This window comes from Anaerococcus sp. Marseille-Q7828 (genome assembly GCF_949769285.1).
Classification (GTDB): Bacteria; Bacillota; Clostridia; order Tissierellales; family Peptoniphilaceae; genus Anaerococcus.
The window spans coordinates 1800561-1823588 of sequence record NZ_OX458331.1 but is presented as its reverse complement, the minus strand read 5'-3'; the positions used below and the strand labels follow the sequence as shown (position 1 = coordinate 1823588).

At 34.2% G+C, this 23028-nt stretch carries 19 protein-coding genes; 14 read left to right on the top strand and 5 right to left on the bottom strand.

What is annotated here, in order from left to right:
- The first annotated feature begins 32 nt into the window (after positions 1-32).
- The 10 genes from QNH69_RS08695 to serS all read left to right on the top strand — a co-directional run bounded on the left by QNH69_RS08695 (position 33) and on the right by serS (position 10232).
- A complete protein-coding gene (locus QNH69_RS08695) occupies positions 33-938 on the top strand; it encodes a DUF2232 domain-containing protein (RefSeq protein ID WP_282930085.1) in 906 nt (301 codons plus the stop codon).
- Complete coding sequence (locus QNH69_RS08690; protein WP_282930084.1) at positions 925-2931, top strand: DHH family phosphoesterase; 2007 nt, start codon at positions 925-927, stop codon at positions 2929-2931. The genes QNH69_RS08695 and QNH69_RS08690 overlap by 14 nt, the downstream gene beginning before the upstream one ends.
- Positions 2909-3358, top strand: a complete 450-nt coding sequence (gene rplI, locus QNH69_RS08685; RefSeq protein ID WP_044565964.1) for a 50S ribosomal protein L9 — start codon at positions 2909-2911, stop codon at positions 3356-3358. The genes QNH69_RS08690 and rplI overlap by 23 nt, the downstream gene beginning before the upstream one ends.
- On the top strand, positions 3358-4692 hold the full coding sequence (gene dnaB / locus QNH69_RS08680; RefSeq protein WP_282930083.1) for a replicative DNA helicase: 1335 nt from the start codon (positions 3358-3360) through the stop codon (positions 4690-4692). Before rplI ends, dnaB begins: the two co-directional genes overlap by 1 nt.
- Positions 4682-5260, top strand: a complete 579-nt coding sequence (locus QNH69_RS08675; RefSeq protein WP_282930082.1) for a GNAT family N-acetyltransferase — start codon at positions 4682-4684, stop codon at positions 5258-5260. The genes dnaB and QNH69_RS08675 overlap by 11 nt, the downstream gene beginning before the upstream one ends.
- Positions 5244-5993 (top strand): DnaD domain protein, encoded by a 750-nt coding sequence (locus QNH69_RS08670; RefSeq protein WP_282930081.1) that lies wholly within the window; start codon positions 5244-5246, stop codon positions 5991-5993. Before QNH69_RS08675 ends, QNH69_RS08670 begins: the two co-directional genes overlap by 17 nt.
- Complete coding sequence (locus tag QNH69_RS08665; protein ID WP_282930080.1) at positions 5980-6942, top strand: ATP-binding protein; 963 nt, start codon at positions 5980-5982, stop codon at positions 6940-6942. Before QNH69_RS08670 ends, QNH69_RS08665 begins: the two co-directional genes overlap by 14 nt.
- A gap of 9 nt (positions 6943-6951) precedes the next feature.
- Positions 6952-7617, top strand: coding sequence for an NAD(P)H-hydrate epimerase (locus QNH69_RS08660; RefSeq protein ID WP_282930079.1), 666 nt, complete (start codon positions 6952-6954; stop codon positions 7615-7617).
- A 134-nt stretch (positions 7618-7751) separates the two neighbouring features.
- Positions 7752-8708, top strand: coding sequence for a DUF4349 domain-containing protein (locus QNH69_RS08655; RefSeq protein WP_282930078.1), 957 nt, complete (start codon positions 7752-7754; stop codon positions 8706-8708).
- Positions 8709-8942: 234 nt separating this feature from the next.
- Entirely contained in the window at positions 8943-10232 is a 1290-nt protein-coding gene (gene serS, locus QNH69_RS08650; protein ID WP_282930077.1) for a serine--tRNA ligase, read from the top strand.
- A 60-nt stretch (positions 10233-10292) separates the two neighbouring features.
- On the opposite strand, the gene QNH69_RS08645 is transcribed toward serS, so the two are convergent.
- A complete protein-coding gene (locus QNH69_RS08645) occupies positions 10293-10523 on the bottom strand; it encodes a hypothetical protein (protein ID WP_282930076.1) in 231 nt (76 codons plus the stop codon).
- 18 nt (positions 10524-10541) lie between these two features.
- Positions 10542-12404, bottom strand: coding sequence for an acyltransferase family protein (locus QNH69_RS08640; RefSeq protein ID WP_282930075.1), 1863 nt, complete (start codon positions 12402-12404; stop codon positions 10542-10544).
- 185 nt (positions 12405-12589) lie between these two features.
- Here QNH69_RS08640 and QNH69_RS08635 point away from each other — a divergent pair, with 185 nt between their 5' ends.
- The gene (locus tag QNH69_RS08635; RefSeq protein WP_282930074.1) at positions 12590-13783 is read left to right on the top strand and encodes an ATP-grasp domain-containing protein; all 1194 of its coding nucleotides are present in this window, start codon (positions 12590-12592) and stop codon (positions 13781-13783) included.
- Between the two features lie 27 nt (positions 13784-13810).
- On the opposite strand, the gene QNH69_RS08630 is transcribed toward QNH69_RS08635, so the two are convergent.
- From QNH69_RS08630 to QNH69_RS08620, 3 genes are read right to left on the bottom strand one after another with little or no spacing between them, the layout of a single operon-like run.
- Positions 13811-14677, bottom strand: a complete 867-nt coding sequence (locus tag QNH69_RS08630; protein ID WP_282930073.1) for a DUF4300 family protein — start codon at positions 14675-14677, stop codon at positions 13811-13813.
- 14 nt (positions 14678-14691) lie between these two features.
- Positions 14692-16236, bottom strand: coding sequence for a 5-formyltetrahydrofolate cyclo-ligase (locus QNH69_RS08625; RefSeq protein WP_282930072.1), 1545 nt, complete (start codon positions 16234-16236; stop codon positions 14692-14694).
- Positions 16236-18149 carry a S9 family peptidase gene (locus QNH69_RS08620; protein ID WP_282930071.1) on the bottom strand — a complete coding sequence of 638 codons (1914 nt, stop codon included), beginning with the start codon at positions 18147-18149 and terminating at the stop codon, positions 16236-16238. Before QNH69_RS08620 ends, QNH69_RS08625 begins: the two co-directional genes overlap by 1 nt.
- 113 nt (positions 18150-18262) lie before the next feature.
- Here QNH69_RS08620 and raiA point away from each other — a divergent pair, with 113 nt between their 5' ends.
- The 3 genes from raiA to prfB all read left to right on the top strand — a co-directional run bounded on the left by raiA (position 18263) and on the right by prfB (position 22999).
- Complete coding sequence (raiA, locus tag QNH69_RS08615) at positions 18263-18820, top strand: ribosome-associated translation inhibitor RaiA (RefSeq protein ID WP_282930070.1); 558 nt, start codon at positions 18263-18265, stop codon at positions 18818-18820.
- A gap of 294 nt (positions 18821-19114) precedes the next feature.
- Entirely contained in the window at positions 19115-21877 is a 2763-nt protein-coding gene (gene secA / locus QNH69_RS08610; protein WP_282930069.1) for a preprotein translocase subunit SecA, read from the top strand.
- Between the two features lie 2 nt (positions 21878-21879).
- A protein-coding gene (gene prfB / locus QNH69_RS08605; RefSeq protein ID WP_282930068.1) for a peptide chain release factor 2 occupies positions 21880-22999 on the top strand; the annotation gives its coding sequence in 2 pieces (ribosomal slippage) (positions 21880-21954 and positions 21956-22999; 1119 coding nt in all).
- The last annotated feature ends 29 nt before the right edge of the window (positions 23000-23028 follow it).

The window sequence follows — 23028 nt, the reverse complement described above, 5'->3', positions numbered from 1 at the left end:
GCTTTATGCTAGAATTAAGTGAAAGGAATTTTATGGAAATTAGTAAAAATATAAATAAAATTGTTGATTATCTTTCCATTGGAGCAATCATTGCAGTTTTATTATTGGTGACTGATGGAAGTGTAATGCTATTTGCAACTTGTCCTATACTTTTAGCCCTAGTTTACCTTACAAGGGGTTTTAAGGAATTTGGCATATCTTTGATAATGGCAATTGTATTTGCTTTTTTGTTTATTAGCCCTGATGTAATAGCCTCTGACCTTGTTCCGATTTTTTTGATAAGTCTACTTTTTATAGTAATGACTAGATCTACTATCAGTGACAAGTATCAGATTTTGATTGGCTTTCTTGTTATAAGTTTAATCCTTATAATAGCCTATAAGCTTGCCATGGTAGAAGCTGGCTTGGATATAACAAAATTGGCAAATGACTTATATGAAGAGCTTAAATTAAATACCAGCTATGATTTAAAATTAGAGTACATAGAATCAGTTTTTGCCCTATATCCGGCAATGATTGCAAGCCTATCTTTAATATACAGTGCAATTAGTCTTAGGATAATTAGAAATTATCTGGCCTATAAAAAAATGGGCAAGGATATGGTCTCATTAAGAGATATAAGACTGGATAAGAAAGATTTTTCTACTATAATAATTGCTTCCATCATTCTTTATTTCATTGCAAGATTTTTGGGAGTAAAGGACATATACATAAGAACAAATCTCATATGGATTTGCCTTAGTATTTTAATGTTTAATGGTATGGGAGTCTATGATTATATGCTAAGTAGGAGGAAATTTCTTCTATCTAGAGGATTGCAGTGGTTTTTTGTCATCGTATTCTTCTATATATTTGCCGTATTTTTTGTAATAATAGGCTTTGCAGACATCTTTATGGATATAAGAAACAAAGCTAGGAGGTCTTATGGACAAATTTAGACCAAATGAAAAAGAAAAAATATTTTATGCCTTGGCTTTGCCAGTGGCCCTATCTATAGTCTTATTTTTCTATAGTAAGATTTTATCGCTCATAGCCTTTATACTATGTTTGGCCTTGTATTTTTATCTGAGCAACTTAAGTGATTCCAATGAAAGGCTTTTGCAACGTTATGTTGACGAGGTCGAATCAAGTTTTGATAGCATAACAAAAAACTTGGTTTTTGAAATGCCATTTCCGATTGTAGTCCTAGATGCTGATGATAACATAAAATGGCACAACACAGATTTTAGGAATTTATTTCCAGAAGAAGAGCTGATAGGAAATCCTATAGATGATGTTTTGCCTAGTTTGGCTGATATAGATTTTGAAGAAAGAGAATTAACTGTTCCAGTTACAACTGAAATTGATGGCAGGGTTATACAATTTCATATTTCAAGTGTCAAAAACGACGAGCTTGATACTAGAGAGACTTTTTTATATGGTATCGATAATACCTATGATGAGTCTATAAAACAGCTCTTTAAGGATAAGAGACTTGTCTTTTTCACAGTGTTTTTAGATAATTACGAAGATTTGAGAAACTCTACAGATGCCATCAATAGACCACAGGTATTGGGTACTATAGATAGAACTATTACTGAGTATTTCAATTCTCATCATGGTGTGGTTAGAAAATATGAAAATGATAGATTTATGGTTGTCATGGAGTACCAAGATTATCAAGATATCTATGATTCTAAGTTCTCTATCCTAGATGATATTAGGGAAATATCTTTGGGCAATACTATTAATCCAACTCTATCAATAGGGGCTGGAATATCTGGATCATCACCAAATGAAATTTACGACGATTCTAGAGTTGCAATTGACATAGCCCTATCTCGTGGTGGGGACCAGGCAGTAGTAAAAGTAAAAGATAACTACGAGTACTTTGGTGGTAAGAGTAAGGCAACAGAAAAAACTTCAAAAGTTAAGTCTAGAGTTATTTCTGGTGCTTTGAAGAGAATGATCCTTGCGTCATCAGAAGTATTTATTATGGGACATAATAACCCAGACATGGACTCTTTTGGGGCGGCTCTTGGTGTATACGAGGGCGTAAGATTTCTAAAGAAAAAACCATATATTATCTTAAACGAAGTTCCTAGACAAATTGAAAATATGTACTCATCTACAACTTCAAATCTAGAAGAGCTTAGGGATAATATTTTGACAGAAGAAGAAGCACTTAATATCTTAAGACCATCATCACTTGTGGTAGTTGTTGACAATCACAGAAAAAACTCTACAGAAGCACCAAGCATTATAGATAAAGCCGATCAGATTGTTATAATAGACCACCACAGACGTGGCAATGACTACATCAAGAAATCTACAATATCATATATAGAGCCTTATGCATCAAGTGCATCAGAACTTGTTACAGAAATCCTAAATTACTTGGATGAGAATTTTAAAGCAAGAACCCAAATAGCTGAGTCGCTTTTAGCAGGCATCACAGTAGATACAAAAAACTTTGTTTATCAAACAGGAGTTCGTACCTTTGAGGCGGCAAGCATACTAAAACGTTGGGGTGCAGATTCAGTTTATATCAAGAGAATGTTTAAAGATGATTTTGAAATTGTTAAATATAAGTCGGAAGTTATAGCTGATTCGAGTATAGTAAATGATATGATTGCTATTGGTCATTTCAATAGAGATATTGATGGATCAACACTTATAGCAAGTCAAGCGGCCGATGACCTTTTGACTATAAAGGGTGTAAAAGCAAGCTTTGTACTAACCAGATCTCACAATAAAATTCACATCTCTGGTAGAAGCTTGGGCGATATAAGTGTACAATTAATATTAGAGCGCATCGGAGGGGGAGGCCATCTAACAGCGGCTGCAACCCAGCTTGACATGAGCATGGAAAATGCTGAAGAATTGCTAAGAAAAGCAATAATTGAATATTTAAGAGAGGAAGAAGAAGATGAAAGTAATACTAACAGATAATATCGTAAGAGTAGGCGTTAAGGGAGACCTTGTAGATGTAAAACCAGGTTATTTTAGAAACTACCTTAACCCACAAGGACTTGCAGTTGAAGCTAACAAAAAGAATATGGCTGAACTTGAAGAAATGCAAGCAAAATTAAAAGAAGAAGAAGCACAAAACAGAAAAGAAGCAGAAGAACTAAAAGAAAAAATCGAAGCTCTAACACTTACACAAAAAGTAAACGTTGGTGAAGATGGTAAACTATTTGGTTCTATCACAAACAAAGATCTAGCAGAGTCACTAGCTGAAAATGGTATCGAAGTTGACAGAAAGAGAATCGAAGGCCTTGAAAAAATCGAAGGAACTGGCGAATTTACTCTAAATGTAAGACTATACCCAGAAGTTAACGCTGATCTTAAAGTAGAAGTAGTAGCTGAGGAAGCTTAATGACTGAGGCAAGTAGGCCTCTTCCATATGACTTCTTAGCAGAGAAGGCTATTATCGGAAGTATTCTAAAGAAAAACGAAACTTTCGATAGAGCAAATCAAATAATAAAACCTGTAGACTTTTATGATTCCAGGACCCAAAGGATATATAAGTCCATAGTCACCATGTTTGAAAAAGACATCAAGGTAGATGAAGTGAGCTTATTATCCCAGTTGAGGAATGAAAATATATTACAAGAAGTTGGAGGGGAGGAGTTTATCGCTGAGATTACCCTCTCCTCATTTTATACTCCAAATATTGATACATACGCAAAGACAGTCAAAGAAAAGGCATTGCTAAGGAGTCTAATAGGGGCAAGTAACGATATAATGGAGCTTAGCTACAGGCAAAGTGACGATGTTTCAACAATACTAGAAGTAGCTGAAAGTAAAATATTTGACATATCCCAAGATAAACTAAATGATGGTCTAACCAAAGTTGGAGATACCCTAGATGAAACTATACAAATAATCAACGAATTATCCCTAAATGATGGAGATATAACAGGCGTACCGACAGGACTTTCTTCCATAGATATGAAACTATCAGGTCTTCAACCATCTCAACTTATCCTACTTGCCGCGCGCCCTGCTATGGGTAAGACAGCCCTTGGACTTACAATGGCATGGAATGCTGCCAAAGAGGGCAAGTCTGTGGCCTTCTTTTCCCTAGAAATGTCTACCCTTCAATTAAACTACAGGCTCATATCAATGGTTTCTATGATAGATTTAGAGCAAGTTATGAATGGCAGGATAAAGGATGACGAATGGGAATTGCTCTTTAGGTCAGTTAGAGAGATTGTAGACAAGGACTTATATGTAGATGAAACTCCAGCCATTTCCCTTTCTGAGATGAGGTCAAAACTAAAAAGACTTAAGGCAGAAAATGGCCTAGATCTTGTAGTAATAGATTATCTACAATTGATGAGCGCAGATTCTAACAAGGAAAATAGGCAAAACGAAATAGCGTCTATATCCAGAGGACTAAAATCATTATCAAAAGAGCTAAATTGTCCTATCCTATCTCTAGCCCAACTATCCCGTGAAGCTGACAAGAGAGCTGATCACAAGCCAATCTTATCAGATTTGAGGGAATCTGGAGCTATAGAGCAAGATGCGGATGTAGTAATGCTCCTATATAGGGAAGACTACTACGATGAAGAAGATAATCCAAATATAGCCAAGGTAATTGTTGCAAAGCATAGGAATGGCTCTACTGGAACCATAGACCTATTCTTTAACAAGCCATGTACCACTTTTAGAGACCTATCATACAGAGAAGAAAATGCCTACTAATTGCAAGCAAAAAAGAGTCTACCTTGAGAGGATGACAAGGCCTACGGCCTATGAACTTAATAACTGGACTAACTATGAGGATCCTAGGCTTTCTGGCTATAACTATGGTAATCTTTCAGATTTTGAAATAAACTTTTGGTATAATTCCATCTGTACACCAAGGAAAAAGTATTTTGCTGTAAAAAGATATGAAGATGATAGGTTTATTGGCTTTGTAGGGCTAAAGAACTACAATCCTCTTACAAAAAAGGCACTTTTGGGCATAGTATTTGATGCACATTTTGTATCCCTTGGCTATGGTTATGATGCAATGCTCGTTTTACTTGACTATTATTTTAATGATTTAAAATTCAAAGTCATGCTTCTTGAAGTTAATCTATTTAATCAAAGAGCCTTAAACCTTTACCAAAAGCTAGGTTTTAAGGAAACAGGCTATGATAGTGAACTTTTTGAAAACCAAGACATAGAATTTGACGATAGATATTTTGAAATGCATGGCAATTTGATATATTCTAAGATACTGAAGATGAAACTTACAAAGGATGATTATTATGAACTTCACAGTTGAAAATTTGAAAGTTGATTTGGGAACCACACCTCTTGAAAATATGTTTTTAAATACCTATCTAGGTATGGTGGATGGTGAGAATCTCAAGTTTTATCTCTTGGTATATAAGGACATATATAACGAAGGTTCTGTAGACATTGATAAGATTAAGAAAATTTTAAAATATTCTGATGAGGATATCAAAAACGCTATAGATTATTGGATAAATATGGGGGCCTTTCGTAAGAAATTGGATCTAAATGGCAGTGAATACATAGAAATTGTTTCTTTTAGGCAAATGATCTATGGTGACAATAAGAAAACATATGATGAGGTCAATGAAGCTAGCTTTGACAAATCTAGCCGCAAGCAAATAATGTTTAACAATGTAGAAAATATTATTGGTAGGGCCTTAACCCCAGCTGATATTACAAGGATTCAAGAAACTATTGAAGACTACAATAGCGAACCAGAACTTATCACAGAAGCTTTTCGCCAAGCAAAAGAGCTAAACAATGTCGATGTGAAATATGTTATGGGCTTTATAAAGACATGGAGAGATCAAAATATATTATCTCTCAATGACCTAAAAATCCACCAAGAACGTCAAAAACTTGTAAGAAAAAAATCTCCAAGGCAGTATAAGAAAAATAATATTTCAAGTGGAGACGATTACAAGTCCTATGCTGAGGAAGCAAGGAAAAAGCGCTTTGAAAAAATGCTAGAACAGGGAAAATCTAATGAAAACATCTAATAAGGCTAGTGAAATACTGGCAAAACGCAGGCAAGAAAATGAAATAAATAGAAATAAGCGAATAGATGAAGTCTATGAAAAAATCCCAACCATGGCATCCCTTGAAAAAAATATAAAGGAATTGGGCTTTACCATTATAAATCAAACCTTATCCGGTGGAGATACTGAAAACTTAGAAGTAAAGCTAAAAAAGCTAAGAGATTTAAAAGAAAAACTCTTGATAGAAAATGGATTTTCCAAGGATTATATGGACTTAAAATACCACCACGACTTGTGCAAAGATACGGGTTTTGTTGGAAATGATATGTGTTCGTGTAGGAAGCAGATTATAATAGATGAAAATTATAATCTATCAAATATTAAAAATCTTATAGAAAAAGAAAATTTCGCAAACTTTGACGATACGCTTTTTGATGACAATCCTTATGGCAACTACCCACTTACTCCAAGGGAAAATATCAGGATTGTGAAGACTAACTTGATGAAATATATAAATAACTTTTCCAAGGAATCAAAAAATATTTATATATTTGGTGATGTTGGCCGTGGCAAGACGTTCCTATTAAATTCTGTAGCCAAAGAATTATTGGATAGAAATTTCTCGGTATTATATATGACATCATCATCTCTTTTCAAGTTTTTAAACGATTACAATTGGGCCTTTGAAGAGCAAAGATATAAGCACCAAGAAAAATATGATTTTATCTTGGATTGTGATTTGCTCATAATAGACGATTTGGGTAGCGAATACCCATCAAAAAACAACACTTCTAATCTTTTTGATATTGTCAATACTAGGATGATATCGCAAAAACCAATACTATTTTCCACCAACTACGATGAAAGTATGCTATCTGAGACATATGGACCTAGAATATTTTCTAGGTTTGTGGGTAATAGTGAAGTACACGAGATATTTGGTAAAGACCTAAGACTTAGAGATATGTAGGAGATTAATATGCTTGTAGTAGACAAAGAAACTATGCAGGCCATAGATACTTATGCAATCAATGAACTAAAAATACCAGCCTTAGCCTTGGTTGAGCGTGCTGGCCTTGCTATTATCAAAAATATCAACTTAATTCAAAGGCGAACTTTTGCTGTCATTGTCGGCATTGGCAACAACGGAGCAGATGGTCTTGCCTGTGCTAGAAACCTCATGGCAAGAGACTATCAGGTAGATATTTATATTATAGGGAGCTTGGATAAGGCAAGTGATGAGTTTAGAGCAAATTATGATGCTTGCTCAAAGCTTACAGATCGAATGTTTTTTGTAGACACAATAGAAGATATGGAAAATATGGAAGAAAATATCAAAAATGTTTCTACTATCATAGAGGGAATATTTGGCACAGGACTAGATCGTACTATTTCTGGAACCTATGCCTTTGTAATAGCTATGATAAATCGTTCCATGAAATATATTATCTCCATAGATATACCAAGTGGATTAGATTCTACATCTGGAGATTCTTGGGGAGAGGTCGTAGATAGTGATTTGATAGTTTCTATGCAACTAATGAAAAAAGGCATATATGAACGCAGTAGATATAGAAATAAGTGCGTAGTCGAAGATATAGGCATACCAAAAAAAGCAATAGACTATGTTTTAAAAGAGAGCTGAGGCTCTCTATTTTTTTGGGGTAAATAATAAGTAATAAAATTACGATTTATGAGGGTGATTGAATATGGGATATGATAAAGATAATGAGTAATATTGAAAAACAACTTGAAGAATAATCATAGGAGGAAAAGCTTATGAAAAAGAAAAGAAATATTATAATATGTATAATATTAAGCTTCATGCTAGTAGCCTGTGGGGCTGGCAACTTTAAAGATGTTAGTACAAGTAATGAAAATAAAGCCTACAATACTTCCGATATGGCAAGTAATGGTATGAAGACTGAAGATGTTGCTGAAGAAGAAAGCATCGACGATAGCGAAAGTTTGGATTTGGCAAAGGCTGACCGTAAGATTGAAAGATTTTATGATTATACTATTGAAACTACTGATTTTGACAAAGACTACGAAGCAATAGAAAAGTTAATCAGTAAGTATGAAGGCTTTTTTGAATCATCCACTATTGACCGTGAATTTCCAAATGAATCTAATGATAATATAAGAGTCCTAAATTCTACAATAAAAATTCCAAATGACAAATCAGATGACTTTAGGAAAGAACTTGAAAGCCATGGTAAGATACTATCATCAAGTAATCACATCAACGATTTTACTAAATCCTATACCGATACTAGTATTAGGCTCAAATCCAAAGAGACCGAGCTTGATAAACTAAATGAACTTCTAGAAAAAGCAGAAAATCTTGAAGATGTCATGGCACTACAAGCGAGAATTTTGGATGTCCAAGCAGAAATTGACCAGATAAAGGCTGCAATTTCAGATATGGATAGCAGGGTATACTATGACACCTACAATCTCTACCTAAGGGAAGTTTATGATTACAACAATGTAGCCAATAGGTCTCCAGATTTTGCTGGAAGAATTTCCCAAGCTTTTGGAGATTCAATTCACATTTTTATAAATTTCTTTCAAGATTTAATAATAGCTCTAATCACCCTTTGGCCACTATTATTAATAGCAGTACTGATTATTATATTTGTAAAATATAGGAAAAAGAAAAAAGCTACCAGAATCAATGAAACAAAGACTTTTAGCAAGGATTTAAAAGAGATTAGTGATGAAAAATTAGACTAGGTATTGATAAATTGTTGATTTCAATGTATACTATACTTAACTAAATATGGCTACGATAAGACATAGTAACTAGGGAAAGCTTGTAGAGAGAAGATGGTTGGTGCAAATCTTTAGCGGAAGCTAGTGAATCTACCTTTATGCTGTTTATTAATTAAGTTTTAAATTGGGTGGCACCACGAGACCTTCGTCCCATGTAGGATGAGGTCTTTTTTATTTGCCAAAAAAGGAGTAAAAATGATAGATATCAAACTATTAAGAGAAAATCCAGAAATGGTAAAAGAAAATATCAAAAAGAAATTTCAAGAAGAAAAATTAGTTTTAGTTGATGAAGTTCTAGAACTAGACGAAAAAGCTAGAGCTGCAAAGACCGAGGGAGATAATCTCAGAGCTGAAAGAAACAAGGTTTCTAAACAAATTGGTGCTCTAATGGGTCAAGGCAAAAAAGACGAAGCAGAAGAAGCAAAAGCTCATGTTGGAGAAATCAACGATAGACTAACACATATAGAAGAGGAAACTAGAAACTTGGCTGAAGAAGTCAAAGTTCGTATGCAAAAAATCCCACAAATCATCGATGAAAGTGTTCCAATAGGCAAAGATGACAGCGAAAATGTGGAAAACGACAGATACGGAGATCCTGTAGTTCCAGACTACGAAGTTCCTTACCACGTAGATATTATGGAATCTTTTGATGGTATAGACCTAGATGCATCTCGCGAAACTTCTGGAGCAGGTTTCTATTACCTAAAAGGTGATATAGCAAGACTACACTCTGCAATACTTTCTTATGCTCGTGATTTCATGATTGACCGTGGATATACTTACTACATCCCACCATTTATGATTCGTTCAGAAGTTGTAACTGGAGTTATGAGCTTTGAAGAAATGGAAAATATGATGTACAAAATCGAGGGTGAGGACCTATACCTAATAGGAACAAGTGAACACTCTATGATTGGTAAATTCATCAATACAATCAATGAAGAAGATGCTATGCCACTAAAAATGACATCTTACTCACCATGCTTTAGAAAAGAAGTTGGAGCTCACGGTATAGAAGAACGTGGTGTATATCGTATCCACCAATTTGAAAAGCAAGAGATGGTAATCATCTGTAAACCTGAGGATTCAAAAGAATTTTACAACGAACTATGGAGAAACACAGTAGATTTCTTCAGAAGTCTAGAAATACCAGTAAGAACCCTCGAATGCTGCTCAGGCGATCTAGCAGACCTAAAAGTTAAATCTTGTGACGTAGAGGCATGGAGCCCACGCCAACAAAAATACTTTGAAGTAGGATCTTGCTCTAACCTTGGCGATGCCCAAGCAAGAAGACTTGGTATCAGACTAAGAGGAGAAAACGGAACTTACTTTGCCCACACATTAAATAACACAGTAGTAGCACCACCAAGAATGCTTATAGCCTTCCTTGAAAACTTACTACAAGCAGATGGCAGCGTGAAAATACCTGAACCACTTAGAATGTACATGGGTGGCAAGGAAAAAATTGAACCTAAAGCAAAATAGATCAACCTTTGCAAATAAACTGACCCCGCTAGTATAAAACTAACGGGGCCAGTTTGATTTTTATATATTATTATCTATTCCAAACTTATTAATCAACTTATCTATGTTATCTTTATCAAAATATTCCTCAGAATATCCGCATTCGCTACAGACATACCTATCAAATAGTGCAGATGATAGGGTAGATGATCCTATCATGATAGCCCTACCTGCTTCAGCTGGGATTCTTTTGCCTGGGACAATTATTATCTTCTTTGATCCACACTTTGGACATTTTTCACTTATCTTCATTTCTGCCTCCTAAAAATTTTAAGATTGCACCTTGTTGACATTTAAAATTTTTCTCATAATAAGTTTGGCAAAGGCATCTGATCCTGGGATATTTGGATGGGTCCTATCTGCTGCTAGATAATCTGGCTTATCCTGGATATAGTTTCTCCAATCAACTATATGGGCCTTATCGTGGCTATCGCAGTAGTCTTTGATAGAATTATTTACATAATCCATATAGGATTGGGTATGGGAAGTATTTACAAAATAAACATCACGGCCATCAGCAATTTCCATGATTCTATCCATATCAGCATGGTTGGCAGAACCATTTGACCCAAGAGATATTACTATTATATCAGCAAGGCCAATATTTTCCTTGATTGATGATAAGATTTCTGGACCACTAACCATATCTCGCCCTACTTTGCCATCTAGGTAGAAGTTTGGTATATATTTTCTAATATATGAGTCGGCATTGATGATAACAGAATCACCTACAGAGGTAATAGAGACTTTGGACAAATAATCTAGCTCATTTTCTGTAAATTCAAAATCGTCATAGGCTTTTTCTTCGAAGTTTGGATTATCTTTTTTATTTAGAGAATCTAATGTCTTTGTATCGACATTATTTATAGATTCTTTAAGACCTTTATCATCTTTTTTATCACTTGATTTTTTCTGGCTCTTTTTCTTTGCTTCTTCATTTCTCTTTTTGATTAATTCTTCATTAGCAGTGATCTCTTTTCTAAGCTCTGCTATTTCCTTTTCCTTGGCGTTACCAATGCTTGCTGAAGTAATTCTAAGTCCAATAAGAGCAAGTATTGATATCATAATCAAGCTTAGATTTATTTTCTTATTCTTAAATATAATATATGTTAGCTCAGATAATATAAATATGGCAAAAATTTCTATAATGGCTACAAGAAAATTATTTATCCCATGCAAGAAATACACAGAAAATATTTGTACCACATATTGCCACAAGTATAGGTAATATGACCTGTCACCAATGTAGGAGATTAATTGTAATCTATTCTTCCTAACACTATAGTAGTTTTTCTCATAGTTAAATAATGTCAAAGTCAAAAGACCTGTAATTATGGTATAAGTCATAAAAATAAATTTATAAGATTTGATATCCTTGCCATTAACTAGAAAAAATGGAATCACACATAATAATCCTAGACTTATTCCACAAATTTTTAAGAAAGACTCGCTAAATTTAAGCTTTGACAAATAATTTTTGTTTAGTAGATATAAGGATACTCCTAGAGCAAATGCTGATATCCTTGTATCTATACCATTGTAGATTCTTGTAATATCACTATTGCTTTTGCCTAAATTTATCATAAGGATAAAACTTACAATTGTAATCATCAAATGAACTATAAGCTTAATATTATCATTTAGCTTTTTGGTAAATCCATCTATTACCATAAATATTGCAATAAATTGCATGTACATAGATACATACCACAAGTGGTTAAAGATGTTAAAATTACCTAGTTGGTTGAAGTAATCTTCGTTTATTAGAATTTTTTGTATATTCTCAAAGTTTAAGGCAACAGGTATTACAGACTTGATGGAATCATCAAAAACTTCCCTGGCAAAAGCCAAAGAAAATCCCATAACTATTGCCATAATAAATAATACTGGACCTAAAATCTTTATGTATTTATTAAGAAAAATGGACAAAGATTTTTTAAAATCTATATTTTTTTTATTATCTGCTCCCATCATAGTCAAAAATCCTGATAGGAGAAGGAAAATTATTACAGCTAGATAACCCCCGGGAAATATATGGCTAAACCTATGAAATAGGCTCACTCCAACAAAACCAAGGGCGCGTAGAGCTGTTAATAAATGATATTCTTTTTTTGTTTTTACTCTTTTTTGCATAGTTTACCTCGTAATCTTTGATATTATATCAAAAATGACCTAAAATTCAAATAAAGAAAAAGTTACAATTATCATTTGGTTTTTTATGACTTGTAACATTTATGAAAGATAGATTAGGCTCATCTTTTACTTTACCAGAATCTATAATATAATATTGTCTATAGACTCTTATAAAGGAGAAAAGAATGAAAAAATTTTTACCAATAATACTAGGATCAGACCTAAATACATATTCTATAGCAAGGGAAATTCACGAAGCCTATGGCATAAAGTCAGTTGTTGCAACATCTGCCATATTTTTACCTTGCATAGATTCTGAAATTATCAAATTTTATAAGAAGAAGAATTTCTCAAAAGATACAGAAGTTTTTTCTAGTCTGTTAAATAAAATTTACCATGATTACAAAGATTCATCTGATGATTTTATCATATTTGCTCCAGATGATTATATGAGAAATTTCCTAATTACTAACTTAGATTTATTAGACTTTAAGCCAAAACTTCCATATGCAGACATAGACACTATAAATTCTATAAAGACCAAAGATGAATTTAACCAAAAAATAGCCCATCTTGGCCTAGTCCCACAAACTATTTTGGCAAATGAGGGAAATTATAAAGACCTAGATTTTCCAGATAATGTCTTTATAAAGGCAGATGATGATGTGTTTTATAAAAAACTTGACTTTGAAGGCTGGCAAAAAGGCTACCATTCCAAATCAAAAAAACAGACCATAAAAATCTTGGAAAATATTTTTGCTAATGGCTATGATAGGAATATGATGGTCCAAGAATTTGTAGCCGGAGGAGACGGAAGCGAATTTAGTATCGATGGCTATAGGTCAAAAGCTGGTTTTTCTATGTCAGCTTGCAAGAATGTTATGCTTGACAAAAGACCAGACTGGGTTGGTAACTTTGTAGCAAAAATTGATACTGACCAAGATATTTTATACGATTACGCAAGAAAAATAGTAGAAAGTCTCGGAGTTTATGGACTTTTCAATATTGACTTTAAGAAAGATATAGATACTGGAAAGATTTATGCCTTTGAAATAAATCTTCGCCAAGGTCGCTGCCACTACTATGCGACTCAAAATGGGGTAAATTTATCAAAGATAGCATTAGAAGATTTAATATTTGATAATCGAATGGAAGTAATAGGGGATAAGCCATTTGCCTACTACAACCTAGACCTTGATCAGACTCTAGAAAATATGGCAGATGATTTGAAAGAAGAATTTACAAGTCCAGTAAGATTTGACAATTGCATCAACCCTCTAGTCTACGATAAGGATTGGAATTGGAAAAGACGTAAAAAAATAGAAAAATACTTAAATAGATTAGGCAAAGAAACTTTTGCCTATACAGAGATACAATAATACAAAAATAACTCCCCAGCTGAGGAGTTATTTTTTTACAAACAAATTGTCATCTCTAAATATAATAGGCTTGATTGGATATTCATCATTGGAATAATCATAAAGATCCATAAAGTAGTCATAGAGATCATTGTCATTTTCAAAGATTACTACTTGGTAGGGAGCTGTGAATGCTAGTTTTTCAACTAGCATTGATCTACCATCTTCTAGAGAAAATAATAGCCCAGTGTGGCCAACAAAAAGCTCATTTTTATTTTCATCTATATTTGAAAATTCAAAAACCGATATAACTTCATAGTTACTATTTTTGTGAAATTTAATACCACTATTCTCCCAAAAATCTTTAATTTTATTTGCTTGATAGTCTAAATCATCTTTATTTTCTGTAGGGATAGCAGAATAAAACTTATTAAACTTTTCAATCTCTTCTTTATCTAGAGTAGGAACAGGTGGATTGGTAAAACTTGTATTATCAATTTCTACAACAGATATATTAGGATTTGATGTATTCTTAACTTCGATTTTGTCAGAAACTAATCCAAAAGTAGTAATCCTACAATTAATACCTGTAAAGCCTGGATTTAATTTATACAATTCATCTTGTATTGCATAAAAATCATAATCTTTAATCTTGTCAGCTCTTACATAATCATCTTTGACCAATAAATCATTATTCACACTTGAGTTAAAGAATTCTACTTGCTTAAAAAATCTATCAATCTTCTTATGATCTAGGCCAGAAGTTTTAAAAATATTTTTTAGATCATTTTTAGTTTTTTTTGTTAGTAGATTGCTGTAAACAAGTTTGGAACCATCGTTTTTAGGTATTTCATAATCAACATCACAAGAACTCAAACAAATTAAAGTAAGTATTAAAAATATTATTTTTTTCATAGTGAACATTATATTTAAAATATTTCTTTTTCTGTAATGATATAATCAAGTTTGTGGTCAAATTCATCTGTTGGAATTTCTTCCACCTCAAATTCACTTGCAAATAATCCTACAGATTTTGTTTTTACCTTGTTAAGATACCTGTCGTAGTAACCACCACCATAGCCCATGCGGTTTTTCTTTTTGTCAAAACCTAGGCCAGGAACGACAGTTAAATCTGGATTTTCTATAGTTTCCATAGTGTATGATGTTGGTATATCAAACTCTCCTGGGATGAGATTGTCCAAATCATAGATTCTTACAGGGATCATAAGACCCTCATCTCTATCGGTGATATATGGCACGTATACAGCCTTTCCCATTTCTAGGGAGCGTCTGATAATCTCAAATGTATCAACCTCATCAGCCACTGATACATAGATAAATATACTTTTCGCTTCATCAAACAAATCTGAATTTAAAAATTTGGTAAAAATTGCATAGTCTACCATATTTTTCCTAGTTGGATCCATATGGTATCTTAGATCTCTAAAGTGTTTCCTTAAAGTTCTCTTGTCAATTATTTCGTTTTTGTCTTCTTTTTTTATCATAGATTCCTCGATAGTTGTTTGTAGGCTTTCTTTGAAAGACTTGTTGTTTTCTTTAAATTCTCTAATCTCCTTAGCAGAAGTTATGGCATAATTTTCCTTAGTAGAATCAATTAGCTCAGCTCCAAGTATAAGTATGGTAGATACTAAGTTAAGCCAGATAAACAGGGCCAATATGCCGGCTAAGGCTCCATACACCACAGATTGCTTGGAGAAATTATTCAAGAAGAAAGAGTACAAGAAGGTTGCAATATAAATTGTTATGATTGCAAATAATCCTCCATAAAAAGCGTTTTTAAATGGAACCCTATCATTCTTGTTATTTGGTGCAAACCTATAAAATACTCCAAATGCTAGAGCTATGATTAGTATTGGAACTAATGTCAAAGTCAACCTAAATAGGGGAGATGATAGAGCTTGCAAGATACTATCAAATAAGCCTCCGAAGGCCTTGTCAGATATACGGGTTAGTATGTTGTTATTTATAAAAGTCAAAATACTTGGTCCATAAATCTGTGAAACCAAAATAAACAGTATAAAAACTACAAACATTATTGTATAGAGAAGTGAAAAAAGTCTCTGTTTGATATACTTATTTTCACCCTCAAGACCATAGGCCTTATTTATAGATGTTATTAGGTTATTCATTCCCTTGGTGGCAGACCAAAGGGCAAAAAGCACGGTGATAACAGTAACCGATGTTGAACTAGTATTGACAAACATAGTGTCAATGACCCATTTAACCATATCCTTTGAAGTTGATGGCAAAAATTCTAATAGTGAATATATAGCATCAACATTATTTTCTAAAATCTTAGAAGCTACTGTTACAAGTACCATTGATAGTGGGATAGATGCTTGTAAGAAATAGAAGGATAAAGCAGCTGAGTTATTGGTTACTTCGTGATGCTTAAACCTATAAATCATATCGCTTATGGTCTTTTTAAATTTTACCTTTGTCTCAATCTTCATTATTTCAAATATCCATCAAACCATTTTTTAATTTCTTTAAGTCTCTTTAGCCTTGGCTTTGGTTTACCAGACCTTGATAGCTCATGATTTTCACCATGGAATATATACATTTTTGTATCTACACCATTTAGTTTAATCTTTGTATACATTTGTAGACCTTGCTCTAGTGGGCAGCGATAATCCTCATCAGAGTGGATGAATAGGGTAGGAGTTACTACCTTATCAGCATATTTTAGTGGAGATTGGTCCCACATCTTATCTAGATCTTCCCATGGATCCTTGGCACCTGTTTGGTCATTGGCAAAATAGTAGCCTATGTCAGATACACCATAGAAACTAATCCAGTTTGATATAGATCTTTGGGCACAAGCTGCAGCAAATCTATCAGTATGACCTATGATCCAATTTGTCATAAATCCACCATAAGAACCACCATAGACTCCCATACGTTTCTCATCTATTTGTGGGTACTTTTCTATAGCTAGATCAGTAAATCTCATTAGGTCCTCATAGTCCTTAGCCCCATAGAGACCCCTAATATCGCTAAAGGCAACTCCATTACCAGATGATCCATGTGGGTTTGTGTATATTACAATATATCCATCATTGGCAAAAACCTGGTGTTCGTGGTGGAAGATGTCGGAAAATTCTGTCTTTGGTCCACCATGGATGGATAGGATAGTCGGATACTTCTTATTCTTATCAAATTTTGTAGGAAGTAGGACATAGCCTGTTAATGTATCTCCATTTGATTCAAATTCAAATGTTTCTATATTTCCTAGCTTTGTAGTGATTTTGTTTTCAATTAGAGCCGCATCAGAATCTTTTTTGTAAAGTTCGTATAGGCTATCCCTACCCATGGCAAAGTAGTATAAAGTATCATCCTTGATAGCAAAGTCTTCCACTCTAGATCCGATTTCTAGCTTAATCTCGCCCGATTTATCTATAGAATAAAGTTTGCTGTCCTCTTTTTCTGTTACTACAAAATATAGTCTATTATTAGCAATTGCAAAGGTCTTTGCTCCATCATATCTTGCATCAGTACCTATACTGTTGCCAAAGGCCATATCAAATGTATCGTCTGTGATTTTTTCATAGGAACCGTCAAAATCACTGATATAGATAAAGGCATCTTCATTTATTCCGCCTTTTTTCATATCAGTTGCTACGAATATAATCTTATCTTCTATAAAGTTAGCATAGTAGAAAGAAAAATTCGCATCTATCAAGAGTTTGGATTTTTTCTTTTCTATATCATAAAGATACAAGGATTCACGCATGTCCATAACCCTTGCCTTGTCATAATTTGCCTTGGCATATACAAGCTTTGTGTGATCTTCATTTATATTTAAAAAGTTTATTTCATGGTCAAAATCAGAATCTATGATTTTTGATAGCTTCTCATCTTTGGCATCATAGAAATAATAGGAGCTTTTCTCATGTTTAAGATAACCAGCACCGTTTAGCCAGAATGGCAAATCGATTACTTCCTTGAAATAATTATTTTCTTTATCCTTTTCTTTTTCTTCTTTAGATTTTTTATCACTTGCCTTGATTAGATATAGGTCATCTTTTAGCCAGTCTATTCGAGATACATTTTTTTCTATTGCAAAATATTTCTCTCCAACTCCATGAGTGCCAACCTTGTGGAAAACATCCTCATCATCTGTACTTTTTGCCTTGTAGATTAGATTTGATGCTTGGTCAAAAGTAAAAATGGAACTTTCTTTTGTATTTGTCACAGGGTAAGTTACATTTTCTTTTGTGTCATAAATCCAGATGTCATTTTCATATTTGTTTTCGTCATAATTTGCCTTTGTCTTGGTGTAAGCTAGCTTACTTTTGTCATTTGATATTTCTAGGCCACGCAAAAAATCGTATCCTAGTATATCCTTAATCTTAGTTTTACTCATAATACCTCCATCATATTATTTTAATTATACAGTATTTTCTAAATCTTTGGAATGATATAGTTTTGTTTTTAACATTTTGGGGTAATAATATAAAAAGCATAAGGAGAGAGAATATGAAAATAAACTTAGTGGGAAAAAACATAAACATCACCCAAGATATCAAAGATGAAGTAGAAAAGAAATTCGATCGACTTAACAAATATTTTGACGACCAACAAGCTATGGATGTCAAGATTTCCCAAGAGGGCAATGATTACAAGGCAGAATCCACCATTATCCTTGATGGAGGTACTATCCTTAGAGCAGAAAGTATGGAAGAGACCTATCAAAATGCTATCGATAGAACCATGGATGCTCTTGTTCGCCAGATTAGGAAACACAAGACAAGATTATTAAAGCACAGAACTTCAGGGTCAATCAAATTTGAAAGCTTCAACGAATCTTTTGACAGTGAATACAATATCGATGATTCCTATGACGATGATGAAATCAAGATTGTTCGTGAAAAGGAAGTAAAGATGAAGCCTATGAGCGACCAGGAAGCAGCAATGCAAATGGAACTACTTAACCACGATTTCTATGTTTACCAAGATGATCAAGATATGAATCTACGCATAGTATATCGTAGGAAAAATGGTGGCTATGGAGTAATAATTCCAACTCAAAGATAAATTCACAAAGGGGCGGTATATCCGCTCTTTTTTAATTGAAAAAAACTTATTAATAGGTATGATAGTAAACAGTAATTACTTATATAATTATAGATTACGCAGTCTCTTAAGTGGCTTAAGTTTCACTGCGTTTTTTATATGAATAAGAACATAAGCTAGTATATTATCTAATAACTTTACAAAATAAAAGTTTTCATTTAATATATTAGTGAAATAATTTGATTATTTTTACCCTCATGGTTAATAGCTAAAGCCATGAGCCTAAGATGATTAGAAAATTGGAGAGTGAAAAATTTGGCAATATTTAACCTATTTAAGTCATTTAGTCAAAAAGAAATAGACAACAATATGAAGGTTGTTGACAAAATTCTTGCCCTAGATGAAAAAATGCAAAGTCTTAGTGACGAAGAATTAAGAAACAAAACAGTAGAATTTAGACAAAGATTAAAAGATGGAGAAACTCTAGATGATTTGCTTCCAGAAGCTTTTGCTGTAGTACGTGAAGCAAGTGACAGAGTACTTAATATGAAGCATTACCCAGTTCAATTACTTGGTGGTATTGTTTTGCACAATGGTCAGATAGCAGAGATGAAGACAGGTGAAGGTAAGACCCTTGTTGAGACTTGTCCTGCCTACCTAAATGCCCTTACAGGAAAGGGAGTCCACATAGTTACTGTTAACGACTATCTTGCAAAGCGTGACCAAGAGTGGATGGGCAAGATCTATACTTTCCTTGGTATGACTGTTGGATGTATCATCTATAGTCTAACCAATTCTGAAAGACAAGAAAACTACGCTGCTGACATTACCTATGGTACCAATAACCAATTTGGTTTCGACTACCTAAGAGATAACATGGTTATCTACAAGGAAGACATGGTACAACGTGGCCTAAACTATGCTATAGTCGATGAGGTTGACTCTATACTTATAGATGAGGCTCGTACACCACTTATTATTTCTGGCCAAGGTGATGAATCAACTGATACCTACCAAAAAGCTAACGAATTTATTCTAACTCTTGAAGGTAGAATCCTAGATCCAAATGAAGATGCAGAAATCGACCCATTCGACAGAGAGTTCAAAGTAGAAGACGTTGACTTTATAGTTGATGAAAAGAGAAAATCTTCTAACCTTACAGAAAAAGGTACAGCTAAGGCAGAAAAATTCTTTGGTATAGAAAACTTATCTGACAGTGAAAACCTAGAGCTATCTCACTACATCAACAATGCTCTTAAGGCAAATACAACCATGCATAGAGATATAGACTATGTAGTAAACCATGGCGAAGTTGAGATCGTAGATGAATTTACAGGTCGTATCATGCAAGGTCGTCGTTTCTCAGATGGTCTTCACCAAGCTATAGAAGCTAAAGAAGGTGTAGAAGTAAAAGCAGAAAGTAAGACTCTTGCTACAATCACTTTCCAAAACTACTTTAGAATGTACGATAAGTTATCAGGCATGACTGGTACTGCAAAGACTGAGGAAGAAGAGTTTGACGAAATCTATAACCTTGACGTTGTAGAAATCCCAACCAACAAACCAATAGCAAGAAAAGATGACGTTGACTATGTTTATATCAACGAAAATGGAAAATACAGAGCAATCATCGAAGAAATCAACAGAGTCCACCCAACAGGACAACCTATCCTTATAGGTACAATATCAATTGAAGCAAGTGAGAGATTATCAGAAGCTCTAAAGAGAGCAGGTATCAAACACACAGTACTTAATGCTAAAAACCACGAAAGAGAAGCTGCAATAGTAGCAGAAGCTGGTCGTTTTGGTGCAGTAACTATAGCAACAAACATGGCTGGTCGTGGTACAGATATTATGCTTGGTGGTAATGTCGATGATATGGCTAAACAAAAACTAAAAAGAGATGGTATGAGCGAAGAACTACTTGAACAAGTAGATAGCTTTGCAGAAACTAATGACCAAGAAATCCTAGAAGCTCGCAAAAAATATAGACACGAAAAAGATATCATAAGACCGAAAGTAAAAGAAGAAGCTGAAAGAGTAAAAGAAGTAGGTGGTCTATACATCATAGGATCTGAACGTCACGAATCACGCCGTATAGATAACCAGCTTCGTGGTCGTTCTGGTCGTCAAGGAGACCCAGGACAATCAAGATTCTTCATATCTCTTGAAGATGACCTAATCAGACTAAACGGTGGTGAGCAAGTTGCCAAATTCATCGAAAGTGCAAACTTTGATGAAGACGAACCAATAGTTTCAAAAATGGTTACAAGGTCTATAGAAAAGGCTCAAACAAGAGTAGAAGCAAACAACTTTGCAACACGTAAGAGAGTACTCCAATACGACGATGTTATGAACAAACAAAGAACCATAATCTACAACGAACGTAAAGATGTACTTTATGGTCATGATATGAAAGAAACTATCATAGCTATGATTAAAAATGTTATAGCAGATTCTGTTTATACATTTACAAACCCGGAAGTAAAACCAGAAAACTGGGAAATGGTAGCCCTACTTAACTACCTAAACAGCCTTGGTATACCAGTAACCCAACTACATTTTGAAAACATCAACAACTACAGCCAACAAGATTTGATTGACTATATTACAGAAGCAACCCTAGCAAAATACGAAGACAAAGAATCACAATTTGGATCTTCAAACATGAGAGAAGTAGAAAGAGTAATCATGCTTCGTGTTATCGACCAAAAATGGATGGACCACATCGATGCAATGGATCAAATGAGAAAAGAAATCGGTGTTCGTGCAATGGGTAACGAAGACCCAGTTCGTGCATACACTAACGAAGGTTTCGATATGTACGAAGAGATGACAAGATCAATCCAAGAAGAAACTGTAAGATACATGATGAATGTTGAAATCAGACAAAATATCCAAAGAAAACAAGTTCTAGTTCCAGACAAGGAAGTCCAACCATCAGATGATGGCTCAAACGATGTAGAAGTTCTATCAGCTGACGAGCTTTCTGGTGAAGATGACCAATTATCAAACCTTAACAGAGCTGAACGTAGAAAACTAGAGCGTATAGCTAAAAAATCTAAGGTTAAGAAATAATAATGGCAGAAATATACCAACTTAGAGAAACAATTGAAGACTTATCGGCTACCATGAAGTTAATCGGAGACTCTCTTTGACCCAGAAAGTCTAAAAAAAGAAGTAGATTCTCTAGAAAAACAAACATTTCAAGCTGACTTTTGGGACGATAGTGAAAAAGCTCAACAAATTATGGCGGACTTGTCAAACAAAAAAGATGAGCTTTCTTCCTACAATTCTATAATGGAAGCTATCTCAGATAATACTGACTTAATCGACTTAGTTGAGATGAGCGAGGAAGCAGAGACAAATACCCTTGATCAAATAGCAGCTGACCTTAAAGAGCTATCTAAAAAAGTTTCTGCTATGAAACTAAGAACCCAACTTGATGGTGAATATGACAAAAACAATGCTTATATGTCCATCAACGCTGGTGCAGGTGGGCTAGAGGCAACCGACTGGGCTTCTATGTTACTTCGAATGTACACCAGATATTTTGACCAAAATGGTTTCAAATACGAAATAACTGACCTAAACAACGAAGAAGCAGGGGGCATCAAATCAGCTACCATAGCTATCAAGGGTTCCTATGCTTACGGATATCTCAAAGGAGAAAAGGGAGTCCACAGGCTTGTTCGTATTTCTCCATTTGATTCCGGTGCCAGACGTCACACTTCATTTTCATCAGTGGATATATTCCCAGAACTTGATGATACAACTGAAGTAGAAATCGACCCCAATGATCTAAGGATAGATACCTATAGGGCAAGTGGGGCTGGTGGCCAACACGTCAACAAGACTGACTCAGCAGTAAGGATTACCCACATACCAACAGGAGTTGTGGCTAGTTCTCAAGCCGAACGTTCCCAAACCCAAAACAAGGAAACAGCAATGAAACAGCTTTATGCAAAGCTAGTTCAAATTGCAGAAGAAGAACAAAGGGAAAAAATAGAGGACATCCAAGGCAAATACACACAAATTGCCTGGGGCAGCCAAATTAGATCCTATGTATTCCAACCATACACCCTTGTAAAAGACCACAGAACCAACTACGAAGTGGGTAATGTGGAAAGTGTTATGGATGGGGATATCCAAGGATTTATAGATGCATATTTAGCAGAAAGCCATAAGGATAATAAATAGAGGGGATTAATCCTCTCTTTTTTAAAAGG